This is a genomic window from Arthrobacter sp. 9AX, assembly GCF_902506095.1.
Taxonomy (GTDB): Bacteria; Actinomycetota; Actinomycetes; order Actinomycetales; family Micrococcaceae; genus Arthrobacter.
Window position 1 is genome coordinate 2,442,872 of sequence record NZ_LR733293.1, and the last position, 14,897, is coordinate 2,457,768.

Genomic DNA, 14,897 nt, shown 5'->3' on the forward strand with positions numbered 1-14,897 from the left:
GGCCCGATTCCGGGCCTGATGCCGGGGCGGGCAGCCGACGCCGCAAGCGAACAGGAGGCGGCAGTTTCCCGGCCTGTTTCCGTCATTAGGTATCAACTTCATATCGGCCTCATATCGTTCCCGTTGCAGTTGCGCCGCCGGGCCCGTCCGAAAGGCTTTTACCTCCCGGGGCTGTGCAATGCTGGAAATCCAGGGTGCCGACGACGGCACCGGGCTGACAGGGGATCGGCCTATCCAACCAGGAAAGGACAGGCAAGCATTTTGCCGGAAACCGCAGCGCCCCGCCGGGCCGGGAGAGCATTGAACGGCGCCCGTTCAATGGTTCTTGCCGGGCTCCTCGCCGCGGTCCCTGTCCTTGCCGGCTGCATCGCCGAACCTGATCCCGCCCCCACGGGTGTTGTTACCTCGAGTCCGGGCGCCACGGGCAGCGTGTCCGGCGCGCCGTCCACCAGCGCACCCCTGGAAACCACCCAGTCCTCCAACAAGGCACCGGTCTACTGGATCGGCCGCAGCGACAGCAACGTCTTCCTCTACCGCGAGTTCAGGGACGTTCCGGAGCAGGAAAACCCTGTGACCCGGGCCCTGCGCGCCATGATGTCCGAAAAACCCCTGGACCCGGATTTTTTTACTCCCTGGCAGAATCCCCGGCAGCTGGCCACGTCGATTTCCGGCAAGGACGTCATCACTGTCGATGTGTCGGAGGATGCGTTCAACAGCAACCTCGACGCCGACATGGCAGCCCGGGCTGTCCAGCAGCTGGTTTACACGGCCACCGCGGCGGCGGCCAGTTCCGGGCTGATCGACTCCGGGCAGCAGATCCGCGTCCGCATCCTGGTGGACGGGCACACGGACTACGTCGCGTTCAACCACATCCAGCTGGGGTCCCTGATGGCGCGCTCGGGAGGACTGGTGGCACCGGTGTGGATCATCGACCCGCAGGAAAACGTTGAGGTGGCGGACGGCAGCGTCAAGATCACCGGCCGGAGCACGGCCCCGGGCGGAAAGCTCCGCTGGCAGATCCTGAAGTCAGAGAACGGGAACAAGGTGCCTTTCCTGACCGGTGAGACAACCGCCGAGGCGGACCAGGCGCAGGCCGGCGTTTTTACGCTTGCCCTGACTCTGCCCGCCGGCGACTATGAACTTCGGGTGGCGCAACTCTCCAACCCCGAGGGCCCGCAGAACGGCAGCGAGGACACCCGGGGGTTCAAGGTCCGCTAGCCTGGCTGCGGCGGGATGGCTGCGGCAGCGTGGTCCGGCACGTCGCCTAGACTGCCGGCGCCGCCCAGCGGCCCAGCATGTCGCTGGCGAGTACGACGGCGGCCGGGCCGGCAGTTGATGAGCGCAGCACATGGTGTCCCAGCAGGGCGGTCACAGCTCCCTGCCCGCACAGCTTGGTCACCTCACGCTGGCTGATGCCTCCCTCAGGTCCGACGATCAGCAGCACTTCGCGGGTACCTTCCGCAGGGTGCGTGGAAAGCCAGGAGTCCAGGACCACCCGCAGGGGGCGCGCGGCGTCCTCGTGCAGGACAACGGCGAGGTCGGCGGCCTCCACAGCGGCGGCGAGCCCCGCGGTGTCGACGGCGGCACGCACCTCCGGGATCCAGGCGCGGCGCGCCTGTTTGGCGGCCGCGGTGACAACGGACTGCCACTTTGCGTGGGCCTTCGCCGCCCGCTCGCCCTTCCAGCGCACGATGGACCGTTCGGACTGCCAGGGGACGACGGCGTCGATCCCCAGTTCGGTGGCGGTTTCGATGGCGAGCTCATCCCGGTCGCCCTTGGCGAGGGCCTGAACCAGCACCAACCGGACGTCCGGCCGGTGCTCCACCACGACGGAAGTGCATTCGACGTCGAGCCGCGCGGGCGAGGCTGCGAGGACTTTGCCGCTCATCCGGGTGCCGGCCCCGTCAACGATATCCACAGGCTCGCCCGGAGACAGGCGTTTGACGGCTACCGCGTGCCGGGCCTCAGGCCCGTCAAGGACAAAGAGCCCTTCCGGTGCCATCTGGTCGAGGGATCCGGGCGCCGTGAAAAAGACGGGGTTGCTCACCGCTACAGGTTACCGAGCCGGTCCCGGAGCTTGGCGAACATCCCGCCGCTGGCCGCGAGCTTGCCCTCCGTGATCTGCTCGCCGCGGAGCTTGGCCAACTGCCGCAGCAGGTCCTCCTGGGCCGCGTCCAGCTTGGCCGGCGTCTCCACCTGCAGGTGGACCTTCAGGTCTCCGCGGCCGTAACCGCGCAGGTGTGTCACGCCGAGCCCACGCAAGGTGATGATCTCGCCGGACTGCGTCCCGGCCTTCACATCGATCTCCTGGGGGCCGTCGAAGGTCTCGAGGCTGACGTCGGTGCCAAGGGCAGCTGCGGTCATCGGGATGTTCAGGGTGGCGTGCAGGTCGTCGCCTTCCCGGACATAGGTGGCATCGTTGTTGACGCGGATTTCGACATACAGGTCACCGGCGGGCCCACCGGCGGGGCCTGCCTCACCCTGGCCCGAGAGCTGGATGCGTGTGCCGGTGGCAACGCCGGCGGGGACCTTGATGGTCAACGAACGCCTGCTGCGGATCCGGCCCTGCCCGCTGCACTCGTTGCAGGGGTCCTTGATGACCGTTCCGAAGCCTTCGCAGGTACCGCAGGGGGCGGCGGTCATCACTTGGCCAAGGATGGAGCGTACAGCCCGCTGGACCTGGCCGCTGCCGCCGCAGATGTCGCAGCGCTCGGGGTGGGTGCCGGGCCGGCAGCAGGAGCCTTCGCAGGTGGGACAGACCACCGCGGTGTCCACTTCGAGCTTCTTGTTGACGCCGAACACGGCGTCACGGAGTTCGATCCTGACGCTGATCAGCGCGTCCTGGCCGCGCCGGACCCGGGATGCGGGGCCGGACGAACCGCCGGCGCCGAAGAAGGTATCGAAGATGTCCTGGAATGCGAAGCCCTGGCCTGCGTATGCCCCGCCGCCAAAGCCGTTGTCCGTGCCGTTCTCGTTGCCGGTGGTGTCATACACCCGGCGCTTCTGTGGATCGGAGAGAACTTCGTAGGCGTGGGTCACGGCCTTGAAGCGGTCTGCGACGTCCTCACCGGGATTGACGTCCGGGTGAAGGGTGCGGGCCAGCTTGCGGTAAGCCTTCTTGATCTCTTCCCCGGTAGCATCCGGTGAGACTCCAAGGACTTCGTAGTGGCTGCTCAAAGTTCGTATCTCTTCCTTGTCGTTTTGCCTGCAGTTGTGCTGCGGGCACTACTGTTCGTGCGGGGGCGCTGGACGGGTCAGGGCCCCAGAATGCGTGACAGGTACCGGGCAACGGCCCTGACGGCGGCCATTGTGGTGGGATAGTCCATCCGTGTGGGGCCGAGGATGCCGATTTTCGCGGCGCTGTCCGGGCCATAACCGGTGGCCACCACCGAGGCCTCCGCCAGGCCGTCGTACGGGTTCTCGCGTCCGATGCTGACGGCTACCCCGCGGTGGTCCTGCGCCATCTCGCTCAGCAGCCGCAGCATCACCACCTGTTCCTCCAGTGCCTCCAGCACCGGGCCGATGCTGAGCGGAAAGTCGACGTTGGACCGGGCCAGGTTGGCTGTCCCGGCCATCACCATGCGGTCCTCCCGGCTGCCGTGGGCCAGGGCTTCCAATCCTTGCGCCAACGCGTGGGCAGCGTGCCGCTGCGCGGGTGCGACACCGGACACTACTGCCGGCAGCGACTGCTCCAGCTGCGCAAGCGCTGTTCCGCCGAGGGATGCCAGGAAGTGCGTGCGCAGCGTCGCGAGGCCGTCGTCACCGAGGTCCTGCCCGGCGTCGATGACCCGCTGCTCCACCTTGCCGCTGTTGGCGATCAGCACCACCAGCACCTTCCGCGGTGCGAGGAGGACAAATTCGATGTGCCGGACCAGTGCGCGGTTCAGATGCGGATACTGGACCACCGCCACCTGGTTTGTCAGTTGGGACAGCAGCCGGACGGTCCGCTCCAGGACGTCGTCGAGGTCGTCAGCGCCTTCCAGCAGCGACTGGATGGCCCGGCGCTCGGCCTGCGAGAGGGGCTTCACCGCGGATATCTGGTCGACGAAGAGCCTGTACCCCTTGTCCGTGGGGATGCGGCCTGCGCTGGTGTGCGGGGCCGTGATCAGCCCTTCGTCCTCAAGCGCGGCCATGTCATTGCGAATGGTGGCGCTGGAGACACCAAGATGGTGCCGTTCCACCAGGGCCTTGGAGCCCACGGGCTCGCGGGAGTGGACGTAGTCCTCCACGATGGCCCGCAGTACTTCCAGCTTGCGGGGCTCGCTCACTATCCACCTCCATCCAGGGATCAGGGCAGCCGTTCCGCCCGTACCGTAACTCACGGGGGTTAGCACTCGGCATGCCTAAGTGCTAACAGTCTATTATGACTCGCGCCGTTGTTAGCATTGGTACCGCTCCGGGCGAAATTCCGGGCCAGGATCCAGCACGAAGCGGAGTACATCCATGCAATACCAGAACTGGGGAGCCCAGGACCTGACCGTGCCTGCACGGGCGCAACTGCCTGAAGTGCCGGTGGAGCGCGGCATGGTGCTGGAGGAGGTCCAGTCCGGATGGGTGGGCGCGGTGACCAGGGTGGAAAAGTCGGGCGGCATGCATGTGGTGGCGCTGGAGGACCGCCGCGGCAAGTCCCGGTCCTTCCGGCTGGGCTTCGGTTTCCTGCTCGAGGGCCAGGCCATCCGCCTGATGCCCCCGGCGCCCAAGCAGGCCCCGGGCGGCCCGGCGGCCGGCAGGACAGCCTCGGGCTCGGTCCGCGTGGCGGGGCAGCGGGCACAAGTGGCCAAGGCGAGCCGCATCTGGGTGGAAGGAAAGCACGACGCCGAACTGGTGGAAAAGGTCTGGGGAGACGACCTCCGCGTGGAGGGCATCGTCGTCGAACCTTTGCACGGCATTGATGACCTGACGGCGGCCGTGGCCGATTTCAGGCCCGGCCCCGGGCGGCGCCTCGGCGTGCTGGTGGACCATCTGGTGCCCAACTCCAAGGAGTCGCGGATCGCTGACGCCGTGATGGCCTCGCCGGGCGCCGCGGGAAACGTGCTGATTGTCGGCCACCCCTACGTTGACGTCTGGCAGGCAATCCGTCCTGCCGTCCTGGGAATCCGGAAGTGGCCCGAAGTACCCCGCGGGCAGGACTGGAAGACCGGCATCCTGGCAGCTTTCGGCTGGCCGCACGCCACCAAGGAAGACATCGGGCTGGGGTGGCAGAAACTGCTGGGCGCCGTGCGCACCTACGCCGATCTGGAGGCCTCGCTCCTGGGCAGGGTGGAGGAAGTCATCGACTTCCTTACGGTCCCCTGAGCTGAGAGGCATCCCCGGGGTACGGACGGAAAGGGCAGGCAGTGACGCCTGCACCAAGTATCCTTGGTACTGCGGTATCTGCGGTGGCGGTGCCGCAGCAGATATTGGCATTCTTAGTCGGCAGCATTGCACTTTCGAAGGAACAGACTGTGGCAGAAAACGCACGTGATCACAGGGACAGCCAGGGCGGCCAGGGCCGTTCGGAGTACCATGGCGTCCCGGCGAATGCGTTGCCCCTGACGGCCAGCGAAGACAGGCAGTGGGCCACGCTCGCCCATTTCGGCGGGATCCTCGGCTGCGTTCCTGCACTCCTGATCTACCTGATCTTCCGCGACCGCGGACCCTTCACGGCACAGGAGTCCAAGGAGGCGCTGAACTTCAGCCTTCCTCCCACCATCGCCGCCGTCGTCGCCAATATCCTGGTCTTCGTGCCTGTGGTGGGCAACATCTTCGCCGTGATTGCCACCCTGATCTGGATCGCCCTCACCTGCTTCTCCGTGGCGGCCGGCATCCACGTCAACCGCGGCCAGCCACACCGTTACCAGTTCAACCTCCGCTGGATCAAGTAACGCGATGGCTGCATGCGCAGCATCGAGTTAATCTTCAACGCCCCTCTCGATGCCCTGGTCCGTGCCGACTGGGCCAGGCTCGCCGACGCCGGCCTGCCCAGCCTTGCCTCGCATACTGCTCCGAGCAACCGGCCCCACATCACCTTGGCCGCAGGCAACGACCTGTCATGTGACGCCGGCGTGCAGGACCCGTGCGGCAGGCTGCCCCTCGAGGTCCAGTTCTCCGGCGTGGTGCTCTTTCCGTCCCCTCAGGGCACGTTTGTGCTGGCCCGGCTGGTGGTGCCGTCCAAGCCGCTGCGGGAACTCCACGCGGAAGTGCATCACCAATGCACTGGCGCTTTTGCCAACACCAGGCCCGATGCGTGGACCCCGCACGTCACCCTCGCCCGCAGGGTCCCCGGGCACCTGCTCGGCCGCGCCATGGAGTCAGTGGACGCGCGGGCGGAAGGATGGTGCGCCGGTGCCAGGCTGTGGGACAGCAGCACCCGGACGGTCACGCCCCTCGGCGGTCCGCCCCTGCAGGCGTGAGGTGGCGGCCCGGAGTCAGTCCGGCAGGACCCTGCGGACCACGGCGTCGGCCAGCAGCCTGCCTTTGAGGGTGAGGACCAGCCGGCCCCGGAAGGCCGCCGCAGGCTCCACGAGCCCGTCCGCGATCAGGCCGGCCACCTCATGCCGGCCGTCCGCGCCAAGCGCGGACACCGCCAGCCCGGACTGCAGCCGGGCCTCAAGCATTACTCGTTCCACGTTCCTGGTTTCCGGGTCCAGGGTTTCCCTGCCGGCAGCGGGAGAGAGTCCCTGGGCGAGGCGGCCTGCGTAGGCCGTGGGGTGTTTGACGTTCCACCAGCGGACGCCGCCCACGTGGGAGTGCGCGCCGGGTCCTATCCCCCACCAGTCATCGCCTCGCCAGTAGGCAAGGTTGTGGCGGCAGGCCTGCCCCGGTGTGCGCGCCCAGTTGCTGACTTCGTACCAGCTCAGGCCGGCTGCGGTGATCAGTTCATCGGCGAGCTCGTACTTGTCGGCGTGGTCGTCGTCGTCAATTTCTGGAACCTCGCCACGGCGGATCTGGGCCGCGAGTTTGGTGCCGTCCTCAATAATCAGCGCGTAGGCGCTGATGTGGTCTGGTTCGTAGGACAGCGCGGTTTCCAGCGAGTGGCGCCAGTCGGCGATGGACTCCCCCGGCGTACCGTAGATCAGGTCCAGGCTGACAGCGAGCCCCGCTTCCCGTGCCCACTGGACCACCTGCGGCACCCTGCTGGGCGTGTGCGTCCGGTCCAGGACCTTGAGGACATGCGGGACGGCGGACTGCATGCCGAAGGAGACCCTGGTGAATCCCGCCTCCTTCAGGATGGCGAGGGATTCCGGCGTGACGGAATCGGGGTTGGCTTCCGTGGTGACCTCGGCGCCGTCTTCGATGCCCCACTGGTCGATGGCCCGGCGAAGGATCAGGGCAAGGTCCGTGGCGGGCAGCAGCGTGGGCGTTCCTCCGCCGAAGAACACCGTGCCCAGCTTCCGCTGCGGAAGGCCCGACGCCGAGAGGACCCTCGCTGCCATGGCCACCTCTGACGCGGCCGTGTTGGCATATGCGTCCTGGGATGCTCCGCCGCCCAGTTCCGTGGCGGTGTAGGTGTTGAAGTCGCAGTAGCCGCAGCGCACGGCGCAGAACGGAATATGGACGTACAGCCCGAACGCACGGCCCGCCGCACCGTCTGCTGCCTGGGCAGGCAGCAGACCGTCCGACGGCGCCGGGTCGCCGAGGGGAAGGGTACTAGGCATTGCTGGTGCCTCCGGTGTTGCCGGACGCGGTGTCCACTACTTTTTGGCCTTGTCCTTGGACTCGTCGGTGGTGAGCGCGGCGATGAAGGCTTCCTGCGGGACCTCGACGCGGCCCACCATCTTCATGCGCTTCTTGCCTTCCTTCTGCTTCTCGAGCAGTTTGCGCTTGCGGGAAATGTCGCCGCCGTAGCACTTGGCCAGGACGTCCTTGCGGATGGCTCGGATGCTTTCGCGGGCAATGATCCGGGAGCCGATGGCCGCCTGGATGGGCACCTCGAACTGCTGGCGCGGGATGAGCTCACGCAGCTTGGTGGTCATCATGACGCCGTAGGAGTAGGCCTTGTCACGGTGGGTGATGGCGGAGAAGGCATCCACCTGCTCGCCCTGGAGCATGATGTCCACCTTCACCAGGTCTGCCACCTGCTCGCCGTCGGCCTTCCAGTCCAGCGAGCCGTAGCCGCGGGTCTTGGACTTGAGGATGTCGAAGAAGTCGAACACGATCTCTGCCAGCGGGAGGCGGTACCGGATTTCCACCCGGTCCTCGGACAGGTAGTCCATGCCGCCCATCACACCGCGGCGGCTCTGGCACAGCTCCATGATGGCGCCGACGAATTCGTTGGGCGCCAGGATGGTTGCCGACACCATCGGTTCCCGGACCTCGGAGATTTTGCCCGAGGGGTACTCGCTGGGGTTGGTCACGTGGACCACTTTTTTGTCCTCCAGCGTTACTTCATACTCCACGTTGGGCGCGGTGGAGATGAGGTCCAGGTTGTATTCGCGTTCGAGCCGCTCGCGGGTGATCTCCAGATGGAGCAGCCCGAGGAAGCCCACGCGGAACCCGAAGCCGAGGGCCGCGGAAGTTTCGGGCTCGTAGACCAGGGCGGCGTCGTTGAGCATCAGTTTCTCGAGGGCATCGCGCAGCACCGGGTAGTCCGTGCCGTCCAGCGGATACAGCCCGGAGAAGACCATGGGTTTGGCATCGGCATAGCCGGGGAGTGAATCAGCGGCCGGCTTGGCAAGGTTGGTGACCGTATCACCCACCTTGGACAGCCGGACATCCTTCACGCCCGTGATGAGGTAGCCCACCTCGCCGACGCCCAGGCCCTTGGAAGGTGTGGGCTCCGGGGAGCTCACCCCGATTTCCAGGAGCTCGTGGGTGGCACGGGTGGACATCATCTGGATGCGTTCGCGCGGGTGCAGCATGCCGTCAACCACCCGGACGTAGGTGACCACGCCGCGGTAGGTGTCATAGACGGAGTCGAAGATCATGGCGCGGGCCGGTGCGTTCGGGTCACCCACCGGAGCGGGCAGGTCGCGGACGATCTTGTCCAGCAAGGCCTCAACGCCCATGCCGGTCTTCCCCGAGACGCGGAGAACGTCCTCCGGGTCGCCGCCGATCAGGCTGGCCAGTTCCGCCGCGTACTTCTCGGGCTGCGCCGCCGGGAGGTCGATCTTGTTCAGGACCGGAATGATGGTGAGGTTGTTTTCCATCGCCAGGTACAGGTTGGCGAGGGTCTGGGCCTCAATGCCCTGGGCAGCGTCGACCAGGAGGATGGCTCCTTCGCAGGCCGCGAGCGAGCGGGACACCTCGTAGGTGAAGTCCACGTGGCCGGGGGTGTCGATCATGTTCAGTGCGTAGCTGGTGCCGTCGAGTTCCCAGGGCATACGGACAGCCTGGGATTTGATGGTGATGCCGCGCTCACGTTCGATGTCCATGCGGTCCAGGTACTGGGCCTTCATGTCGCGGGGCTGCACGACGCCGGTCAGCTGCAGCATGCGGTCAGCCAGGGTGGACTTGCCGTGGTCAATGTGCGCGATGATGCAGAAGTTCCGAATTATGGCCGGATCTGTCGCGGCGGGCACCGGGGCGGTGCGGGCCATGGGAGACACGCAGGGTCCTTACTGTTGGCATTCACGCGGTTCCGCGGGGCACACCGGAGGGCCCCTGCGGTCAGCCGCACATCTTGGAACCTCCAGTGTCCCACGTCCGGGGCCCGGTCACCGCATTTCCCGCGCCGGTTGACGTTCCGCCGCCGGGTGGGGGCCGGGGATAGGGTTACCGGATGGCACTGAACCTCCATTCCCTGGCAAACGCCGTCAAGGCCGGCCTGCGGGTCCTGGCGAAGGCGGGTACCGGCACAGCGGCACGCAGTGACCGCCCCGCGCCGGGCGGCAGCCCTGGCCGGACCCGCCCCACCCCCGTGCAGGTCCAGGGCGGACATCGCCCGGACAGCAGGTACCCGGGCGATTTCCAGGGCCGCGTTGCGGTCCGCTACGCACCGCAACCGGACGGAGAGCCGGACCCGGGTGAAGTGGTGTGGGCCTGGGTCCCCTACGAGGAGGACTTCACCCGCGGCAAGGACCGGCCGGTCCTCGTGGTGGGCAAAAGCGGGGGCTACCTGCTGGGACTGATGCTGACCAGCAAGGACCGCGTGCCGGGGTCGGCGGCCTCAAAGGACTACGTGGACCTGGGTCCGGGAGGATGGGACCGGCAGGGCCGGCCGAGTGAGGCGAGGCTGGACCGCATACTGCAACTGCGGCCGGATGGCATCCGCAGGGAAGGCGCCGTACTGGACCGGGAACGTTTTGACATGGTGGCGGCAGGACTTCGCCGGCGACACGGCTGGAACTAGGTCCGCCAAATGGCCAGCCCCACGCCTGACCTGCTATTCTTTGTAGCTGTGTGTCCGTGCAGGTCGACGGCCACTGATGGTTGGCCGCCATAGGTATCCCCACGCCGCTCAGTCAATGGCCAATCTGAAAGCCCTCTAGACCATTTCCGCATTAAAAAGAGAGTTCACACGTGGCGAATATCAAGTCCCAGAAGAAGCGCATCCTCACCAACGAGAAGGCACGCCTGCGCAACAACGCAGTCAAGTCCGAGCTGAAGACGGCCATCCGCGCCGTCAACACTGCCGTTGAGTCCACGGACAAGGATGCAGCTGCTGCTGCCCTGGTTGCTGCCAGCCGCAAGCTGGACAAGGCTGTTAGCAAGGGTGTTCTGCACAAGAACAACGCAGCGAACCGTAAGTCGGCGATCTCCAAGAAGGTCAACGCACTGTAAGGTTTCCAGTTCTGTTGAACTGATGGTTGTGGCCGGTACCGTTTGGTACCGGCCACATATCTTTAACGTCAGCGTGTTTATCCGCAGTGTCGGCAACGCGGTTACCTCCCCTGTCCCCCAATCGACGGGGAGGTGACGGGGCGTCCGGGGTGGCGCGGGCTACCTGCCCTGTACCGACGTCGCGATAATCCTCACCGCATGTTCCACCGCGTAAACAGGGTCCCTTGCGAGTCCTTTAACCTGGGCGTCAGCCTCGGCGGTGGCCTGGATGGAGCGCACCAGGCCCTCCGGCGTCCACCGCCGGACGTCGCGCTGAGCCTGTTCAACCAACCAGGGCTGCATCCCGAGTTCCGCCGCAATCTGGGCGGCGGAACCGGACGCGCCGGCAACGCGTGCCACGGTCCGGAGTTTGGCGGCCAGGGCGGCGACCAGCGGAACCGGATCTGCTCCCGTGGCCAGCGCATGGCGAAGGGTGGACAAGGCCAGCGGACCGTTTCCTGCCATGGCGGCATCCGCCACTTTGAAGGCAGTAGCCTCGATCCGGCCGCCGTAGTACCGGTCCACGATCTCTGTGGTGACAGTAGTGCCGGCGTCGGCGATGAGCTGGCTGCAGGCTGCAGCCAGCTCGGAGAGATTTGCCCCGACGGCGTTGACCAGGGCCTGGACCGCGTCCGGCTCGATCCGCCGCCCGCCGGCTTTGAACTCCGCCACCACGAAGGCCACTTTGTCCGCGTCCTTCTTCAGCGGCTGGCAGTCCACAACGGGCCAGCCGCCCTTCTTGACGGCGTCCAGCAGTTTCTTGCCCCGGACTCCCCCGCCGTGGCGCAGCACCAGGACGGCATCGGGCTCCGGGTGGCCAAGGTAGGAAAGCCCGTCGGCAAGGAAAGCGTCATTCATCGCTTCCACGGCCTCCACCTCGATGAGCTTGTTTTCGCCGAAAAGGGACGGGCTGACCTGCATCAGCAGGGTCCCGGCCTCATAGGAGGAGGCATTGATCCGGCTGACTACCACATCAGGGGAGGCTGCCCGCACCTGGGCCCGGATGCGGTCCATCGCCCTGATCCCCAAGTACTCTTCCGGGCCGCTCACCAGGACCACGCCGGCGGGGGTTACGTCCCGCCAGGTGGGGCCGTTCGACGCCGGGGAACGGGGTGCACGCTTCTGCGCAGCGGCCATCGGGGCTTCCTTCCGGAAATTTTGTGGAGTATCCCAGCCTGCCATGTCCGGCGGCCCGGTCCAAGCCGGCACTGCACCGCCGCCGCAGTCCCCCTGGTGGCCGGGCCGTCTGCCCGCGGTGCAGATACCGCCGCGTCCAGGCTGCGCATCGTTCCAGCAGTTCGATCAGGCCAATGGTACGCGCGTGGGCAGCAAACACCACGCGGAGGAGCCGGCGGGGACGGGCAACCGCCCCAACAGCGCCGAATGTCAGCACGGACAGGAGGAGCATGCTCAGCAGCCCGGGGACGCCTTCCGGCCACGGCAGGGCTGCGCCGGGGAGCTGCGCCGTCCATCGCGCGGTCGCCGCAACCCCTGCGCTGAAGGTGCCCGCCACCGCCACCAGCGCAGTCCCGGCCCACGGCGCCAGTACCACCAGGGGAACAGCAGCTGTTCCCAGCAGCGTCACGGGCGCCACCAGCGGCGAGGCCACGACGTTTGCCAGCAGCGAGTACGTTGAAAACTGCGGCTGAAGCACCACAGTCACCGGCCCGCACAGCAACTGAGCGGACAAGGGAACAGCAACCGCCGCTGCTGCCCAGCGCGGGATCAGTGCCGGGATCCATGCCATGATCCTGCGGCCAAGGATGATAATGCCCAGCGTTGCAAGGACCGACAGGAGGAAGCCGAAGCTCGACCCCAGTCCAGGGTCCGCCAGCAGCAGGCCGGTCACGGCAAGGCTCAGGAAGCTCAGCCCCCGCCCGGTCCGGCCACCAGCCAGGGAAAATACCGCCACGGCCCCCATCACGGCTGCCCGCAGGACGCTGGCGTCCGGGCCTACCAGCAGGACGAACAAGCCAAGGCCCGCGACGGCGAGCCCCGCCGCAGGGACGCGCGGCAGGCGGAACCGCCGGCAGGCCAGCAGCAGGGCTCCGAGCACCAGGCTGCAGTTGGCCCCGCTGACGGCGGTCAGGTGGGTCATGCCCACGCTTTTCATTGCAGTCTCCAGGCCTTCGTCCAAGGAGCTGGTGTCCCCGGTAACCATTCCGGGCAACAGGCCCCGCGGATCTGGAGCCAGGAACGAGGCGGCTGAGACAAACCGTTCCCTCAGCTTCTTCGCTGATTCCTGCAGGAACGGAGACGCGGTGGGCCTCCCCGGCCCTGAGGACGCAGCCAGCATGCCCGCTTCCTCCCTCCCGGGATCGGCCGGCCTGAGCTTCCCGGTGGCGCGGACCAGCTGCCCCGGCACAACCGTCCCCCAGGCACCGCCGCCGGTTACCAGCAGTTGGGCCCGCGTGCGCAACAGGACGCCTCCGGTGCTGACGTCCCGGGTCCACACAGCGATCGACCAGCGTGAGGGGGTGCCTGCCTGGTTCGGCGGATTGAGGGCACGCGGCGTTCCTGCCACTTCCACCACGGCCACCACCGACTTGCCGGATGAGACCGCAGCCGCCAGCGGACCTTCATGCCGCTGGGTGGAGGCCACCGCCGAATGCGCTGCCGCGACGGCCGCCAGCAGCAGGGCAACGGCGGCAGTAGCCAGGAAACTCCGTCGGGCCGGCTTCTGCCGGCACGCGGTGGCTGAGCGCCTGCGGGTCCGCCACGTCCTGTGCAGCAGCGCGGCCGCAAGCACCAGCAACACACTGCAGAGGCCTGCCAAGGCCATCGGATCCAGCCAGAGCCCTGCTGCCGAGGCGGCCCAGACCAGGGCCGCCGGCAGCGCGAGCCGGACATCCGTGCGCCGGCGCGGTGCTTCGTCTCCCTCCGGGCCTGACGCCTGGGCCGCCTTCCTGTTGCCGGCCATGAAACGCGCGTATTGGGCATGCCAGTATGTCGCCAAACGGTCACCGGGGACGCGGCGGTGCGGCGGGATACGCAAACGCCGGCCTCCTGCTGTGGTGCGTCCCGGCGCGAGGTTCCGTTCGGTGTCCGGACTCTCCCCTGCTGCAGGGTGGCCCCCTTCCTCACCGGCTGCTGCCTTGCCCCTGACGGCCGAGTCCACGTAGCGGCTCCAGGGGCTGGTCCTTATTCCTGATGACCGGCTAACCATGGCGCTGCACCCATGCCGCTTTTCCTATCGCCTGCTTCCCTCCACCCGGCCACTGCGCCTGCCTCATACGGTCACCAGCGGGAGCAGGGACTCAAGCATTTTCGGTCCCACGCCGTCAATGGCATCGAGTTCCTCCACAGCCGTGAAGGGCCCGTGTTCCCTGCGCCAGTCCACGATGCGCTGTGCCAGCACGGGTCCCACCTTCGGCAGGCCATCCAGTTCCTCCACCCCCGCAGTATTCAGGTTGACCTTCGAGCCTGCCGCATTGTTGTCCGGGGAACCTCCCGTATCCTGCGCCCCGGCGCCGCCCGTGTTGTCCGGCAGCGGCTCGCCCGGCCGCGGGACCTGGATCTTTTGGCCGTCCGTCACCGGGGCCGCCAGGTTAAGGCGGTCCAGGTCAGCGCCGGGACTGGCCCCGCCTGCCGCGGCGACGGCATCATGCACCCGGCTCCCCGCCGGCAACTGAACCACCCCCGGCCCCAGCACTGCACCGGCCACGTGGACCACCACGGTGCCGGCCGGGGTGCTCTCCTGCGGGCCTGCGGCAGCAGCGGCACGGCTGCCACCTCCATCGTCTTCGCCCGATGCGTCCGCCTCAGCCGCGACGGCGCTGGTCTCGGGGCTGCCGCCGCCCAGCGGGAGGATCTCGGGCTGTCCGGACGCTGCCTGCCACCAAAACCAGGCACCGGCAGCTACGGCAAGCATCCCCAGGAGCACTGCAAGCCGCAGGCCAAGGCGCCAGCGGAGGGCGGGGCCAACGTCCCGAGGCTCCGCCGCGGCGTGTGCGCCGTGCCCAGTGCCGTCGCTGCCGTCAGTTCCGCCTGCACCGTTGTATTCGAAGGCAGGCTGGCCGTCCTCCTCAAACAGGAGTCCCCGGGGATTGCTGCCCAAGGCGGCCTGCAGCCGGTTCCTTGCGTGGCGCGCCTGCTGACCTGCTGTTCCAGCATCCCGGCGTGACATACAGCCAACGCTAGGGACCGGGTGCAGCCCG

At 67.4% G+C, this 14,897-nt stretch carries 14 protein-coding genes; 6 read left to right on the forward strand and 8 right to left on the reverse strand.

Annotation, left to right across the window (positions count from 1 at the left end; all coding sequences use genetic code 11):
* Positions 1 to 318 precede the first annotated feature (318 nt).
* Positions 319 to 1,218 carry a GerMN domain-containing protein gene (locus BACI348_RS11205; RefSeq protein ID WP_159825817.1) on the forward strand — a complete coding sequence of 300 codons (900 nt, stop codon included), beginning with the start codon at positions 319 to 321 and terminating at the stop codon, positions 1,216 to 1,218.
* Positions 1,219 to 1,264: 46 nt separating this feature from the next.
* On the opposite strand, the gene BACI348_RS11210 is transcribed toward BACI348_RS11205, so the two are convergent.
* The 3 genes from BACI348_RS11210 to hrcA form a co-directional block, all read right to left on the reverse strand.
* On the reverse strand, positions 1,265 to 2,047 hold the full coding sequence (locus BACI348_RS11210; protein WP_159825819.1) for a 16S rRNA (uracil(1498)-N(3))-methyltransferase: 783 nt from the start codon (positions 2,045 to 2,047) through the stop codon (positions 1,265 to 1,267).
* 2 nt (positions 2,048 to 2,049) lie between these two features.
* A complete protein-coding gene (dnaJ, locus tag BACI348_RS11215) occupies positions 2,050 to 3,177 on the reverse strand; it encodes a molecular chaperone DnaJ (RefSeq protein ID WP_159825821.1) in 1,128 nt (375 codons plus the stop codon).
* A gap of 77 nt (positions 3,178 to 3,254) precedes the next feature.
* On the reverse strand, positions 3,255 to 4,268 hold the full coding sequence (gene hrcA / locus BACI348_RS11220; protein ID WP_159825823.1) for a heat-inducible transcriptional repressor HrcA: 1,014 nt from the start codon (positions 4,266 to 4,268) through the stop codon (positions 3,255 to 3,257).
* 175 nt (positions 4,269 to 4,443) lie between these two features.
* Here hrcA and BACI348_RS11225 point away from each other — a divergent pair, with 175 nt between their 5' ends.
* The 3 genes from BACI348_RS11225 to BACI348_RS11235 all read left to right on the forward strand — a co-directional run bounded on the left by BACI348_RS11225 (position 4,444) and on the right by BACI348_RS11235 (position 6,392).
* Positions 4,444 to 5,295, forward strand: a complete 852-nt coding sequence (locus tag BACI348_RS11225) for a DUF3097 domain-containing protein (RefSeq protein WP_159825825.1) — start codon at positions 4,444 to 4,446, stop codon at positions 5,293 to 5,295.
* Positions 5,296 to 5,444: 149 nt separating this feature from the next.
* Positions 5,445 to 5,864, forward strand: coding sequence for a DUF4870 domain-containing protein (locus tag BACI348_RS11230; protein ID WP_159825827.1), 420 nt, complete (start codon positions 5,445 to 5,447; stop codon positions 5,862 to 5,864).
* Positions 5,865 to 5,876: 12 nt separating this feature from the next.
* Positions 5,877 to 6,392 (forward strand): 2'-5' RNA ligase family protein, encoded by a 516-nt coding sequence (locus BACI348_RS11235; RefSeq protein WP_159825829.1) that lies wholly within the window; start codon positions 5,877 to 5,879, stop codon positions 6,390 to 6,392.
* A gap of 15 nt (positions 6,393 to 6,407) precedes the next feature.
* On the opposite strand, the gene hemW is transcribed toward BACI348_RS11235, so the two are convergent.
* Together hemW and lepA are read right to left on the reverse strand one after the other, a co-directional pair.
* Positions 6,408 to 7,637, reverse strand: a complete 1,230-nt coding sequence (gene hemW / locus BACI348_RS11240; protein WP_159825831.1) for a radical SAM family heme chaperone HemW — start codon at positions 7,635 to 7,637, stop codon at positions 6,408 to 6,410.
* A 36-nt stretch (positions 7,638 to 7,673) separates the two neighbouring features.
* Complete coding sequence (lepA, locus tag BACI348_RS11245; RefSeq protein ID WP_159825833.1) at positions 7,674 to 9,527, reverse strand: translation elongation factor 4; 1,854 nt, start codon at positions 9,525 to 9,527, stop codon at positions 7,674 to 7,676.
* 173 nt (positions 9,528 to 9,700) lie between these two features.
* On the opposite strand from lepA, the gene BACI348_RS11250 reads away from it, so the two are divergent.
* Together BACI348_RS11250 and rpsT are read left to right on the forward strand one after the other, a co-directional pair.
* Positions 9,701 to 10,270, forward strand: coding sequence for a type II toxin-antitoxin system PemK/MazF family toxin (locus BACI348_RS11250; protein WP_159825835.1), 570 nt, complete (start codon positions 9,701 to 9,703; stop codon positions 10,268 to 10,270).
* Between the two features lie 170 nt (positions 10,271 to 10,440).
* Positions 10,441 to 10,701 carry a 30S ribosomal protein S20 gene (rpsT, locus tag BACI348_RS11255; RefSeq protein ID WP_011692086.1) on the forward strand — a complete coding sequence of 87 codons (261 nt, stop codon included), beginning with the start codon at positions 10,441 to 10,443 and terminating at the stop codon, positions 10,699 to 10,701.
* A 159-nt stretch (positions 10,702 to 10,860) separates the two neighbouring features.
* Here rpsT and holA read toward each other — a convergent pair whose 3' ends face one another.
* The 3 genes from holA to BACI348_RS11270 form a co-directional block, all read right to left on the reverse strand.
* Positions 10,861 to 11,754 (reverse strand): DNA polymerase III subunit delta, encoded by an 894-nt coding sequence (holA, locus tag BACI348_RS11260; RefSeq protein WP_236557529.1) that lies wholly within the window; start codon positions 11,752 to 11,754, stop codon positions 10,861 to 10,863.
* Positions 11,714 to 13,660, reverse strand: a complete 1,947-nt coding sequence (locus tag BACI348_RS11265) for a ComEC/Rec2 family competence protein (RefSeq protein WP_236557530.1) — start codon at positions 13,658 to 13,660, stop codon at positions 11,714 to 11,716. Before BACI348_RS11265 ends, holA begins: the two co-directional genes overlap by 41 nt.
* Before the next feature lie 309 nt (positions 13,661 to 13,969).
* Positions 13,970 to 14,866 carry a ComEA family DNA-binding protein gene (locus BACI348_RS11270; RefSeq protein ID WP_159825839.1) on the reverse strand — a complete coding sequence of 299 codons (897 nt, stop codon included), beginning with the start codon at positions 14,864 to 14,866 and terminating at the stop codon, positions 13,970 to 13,972.
* Positions 14,867 to 14,897: the final 31 nt, after the last annotated feature.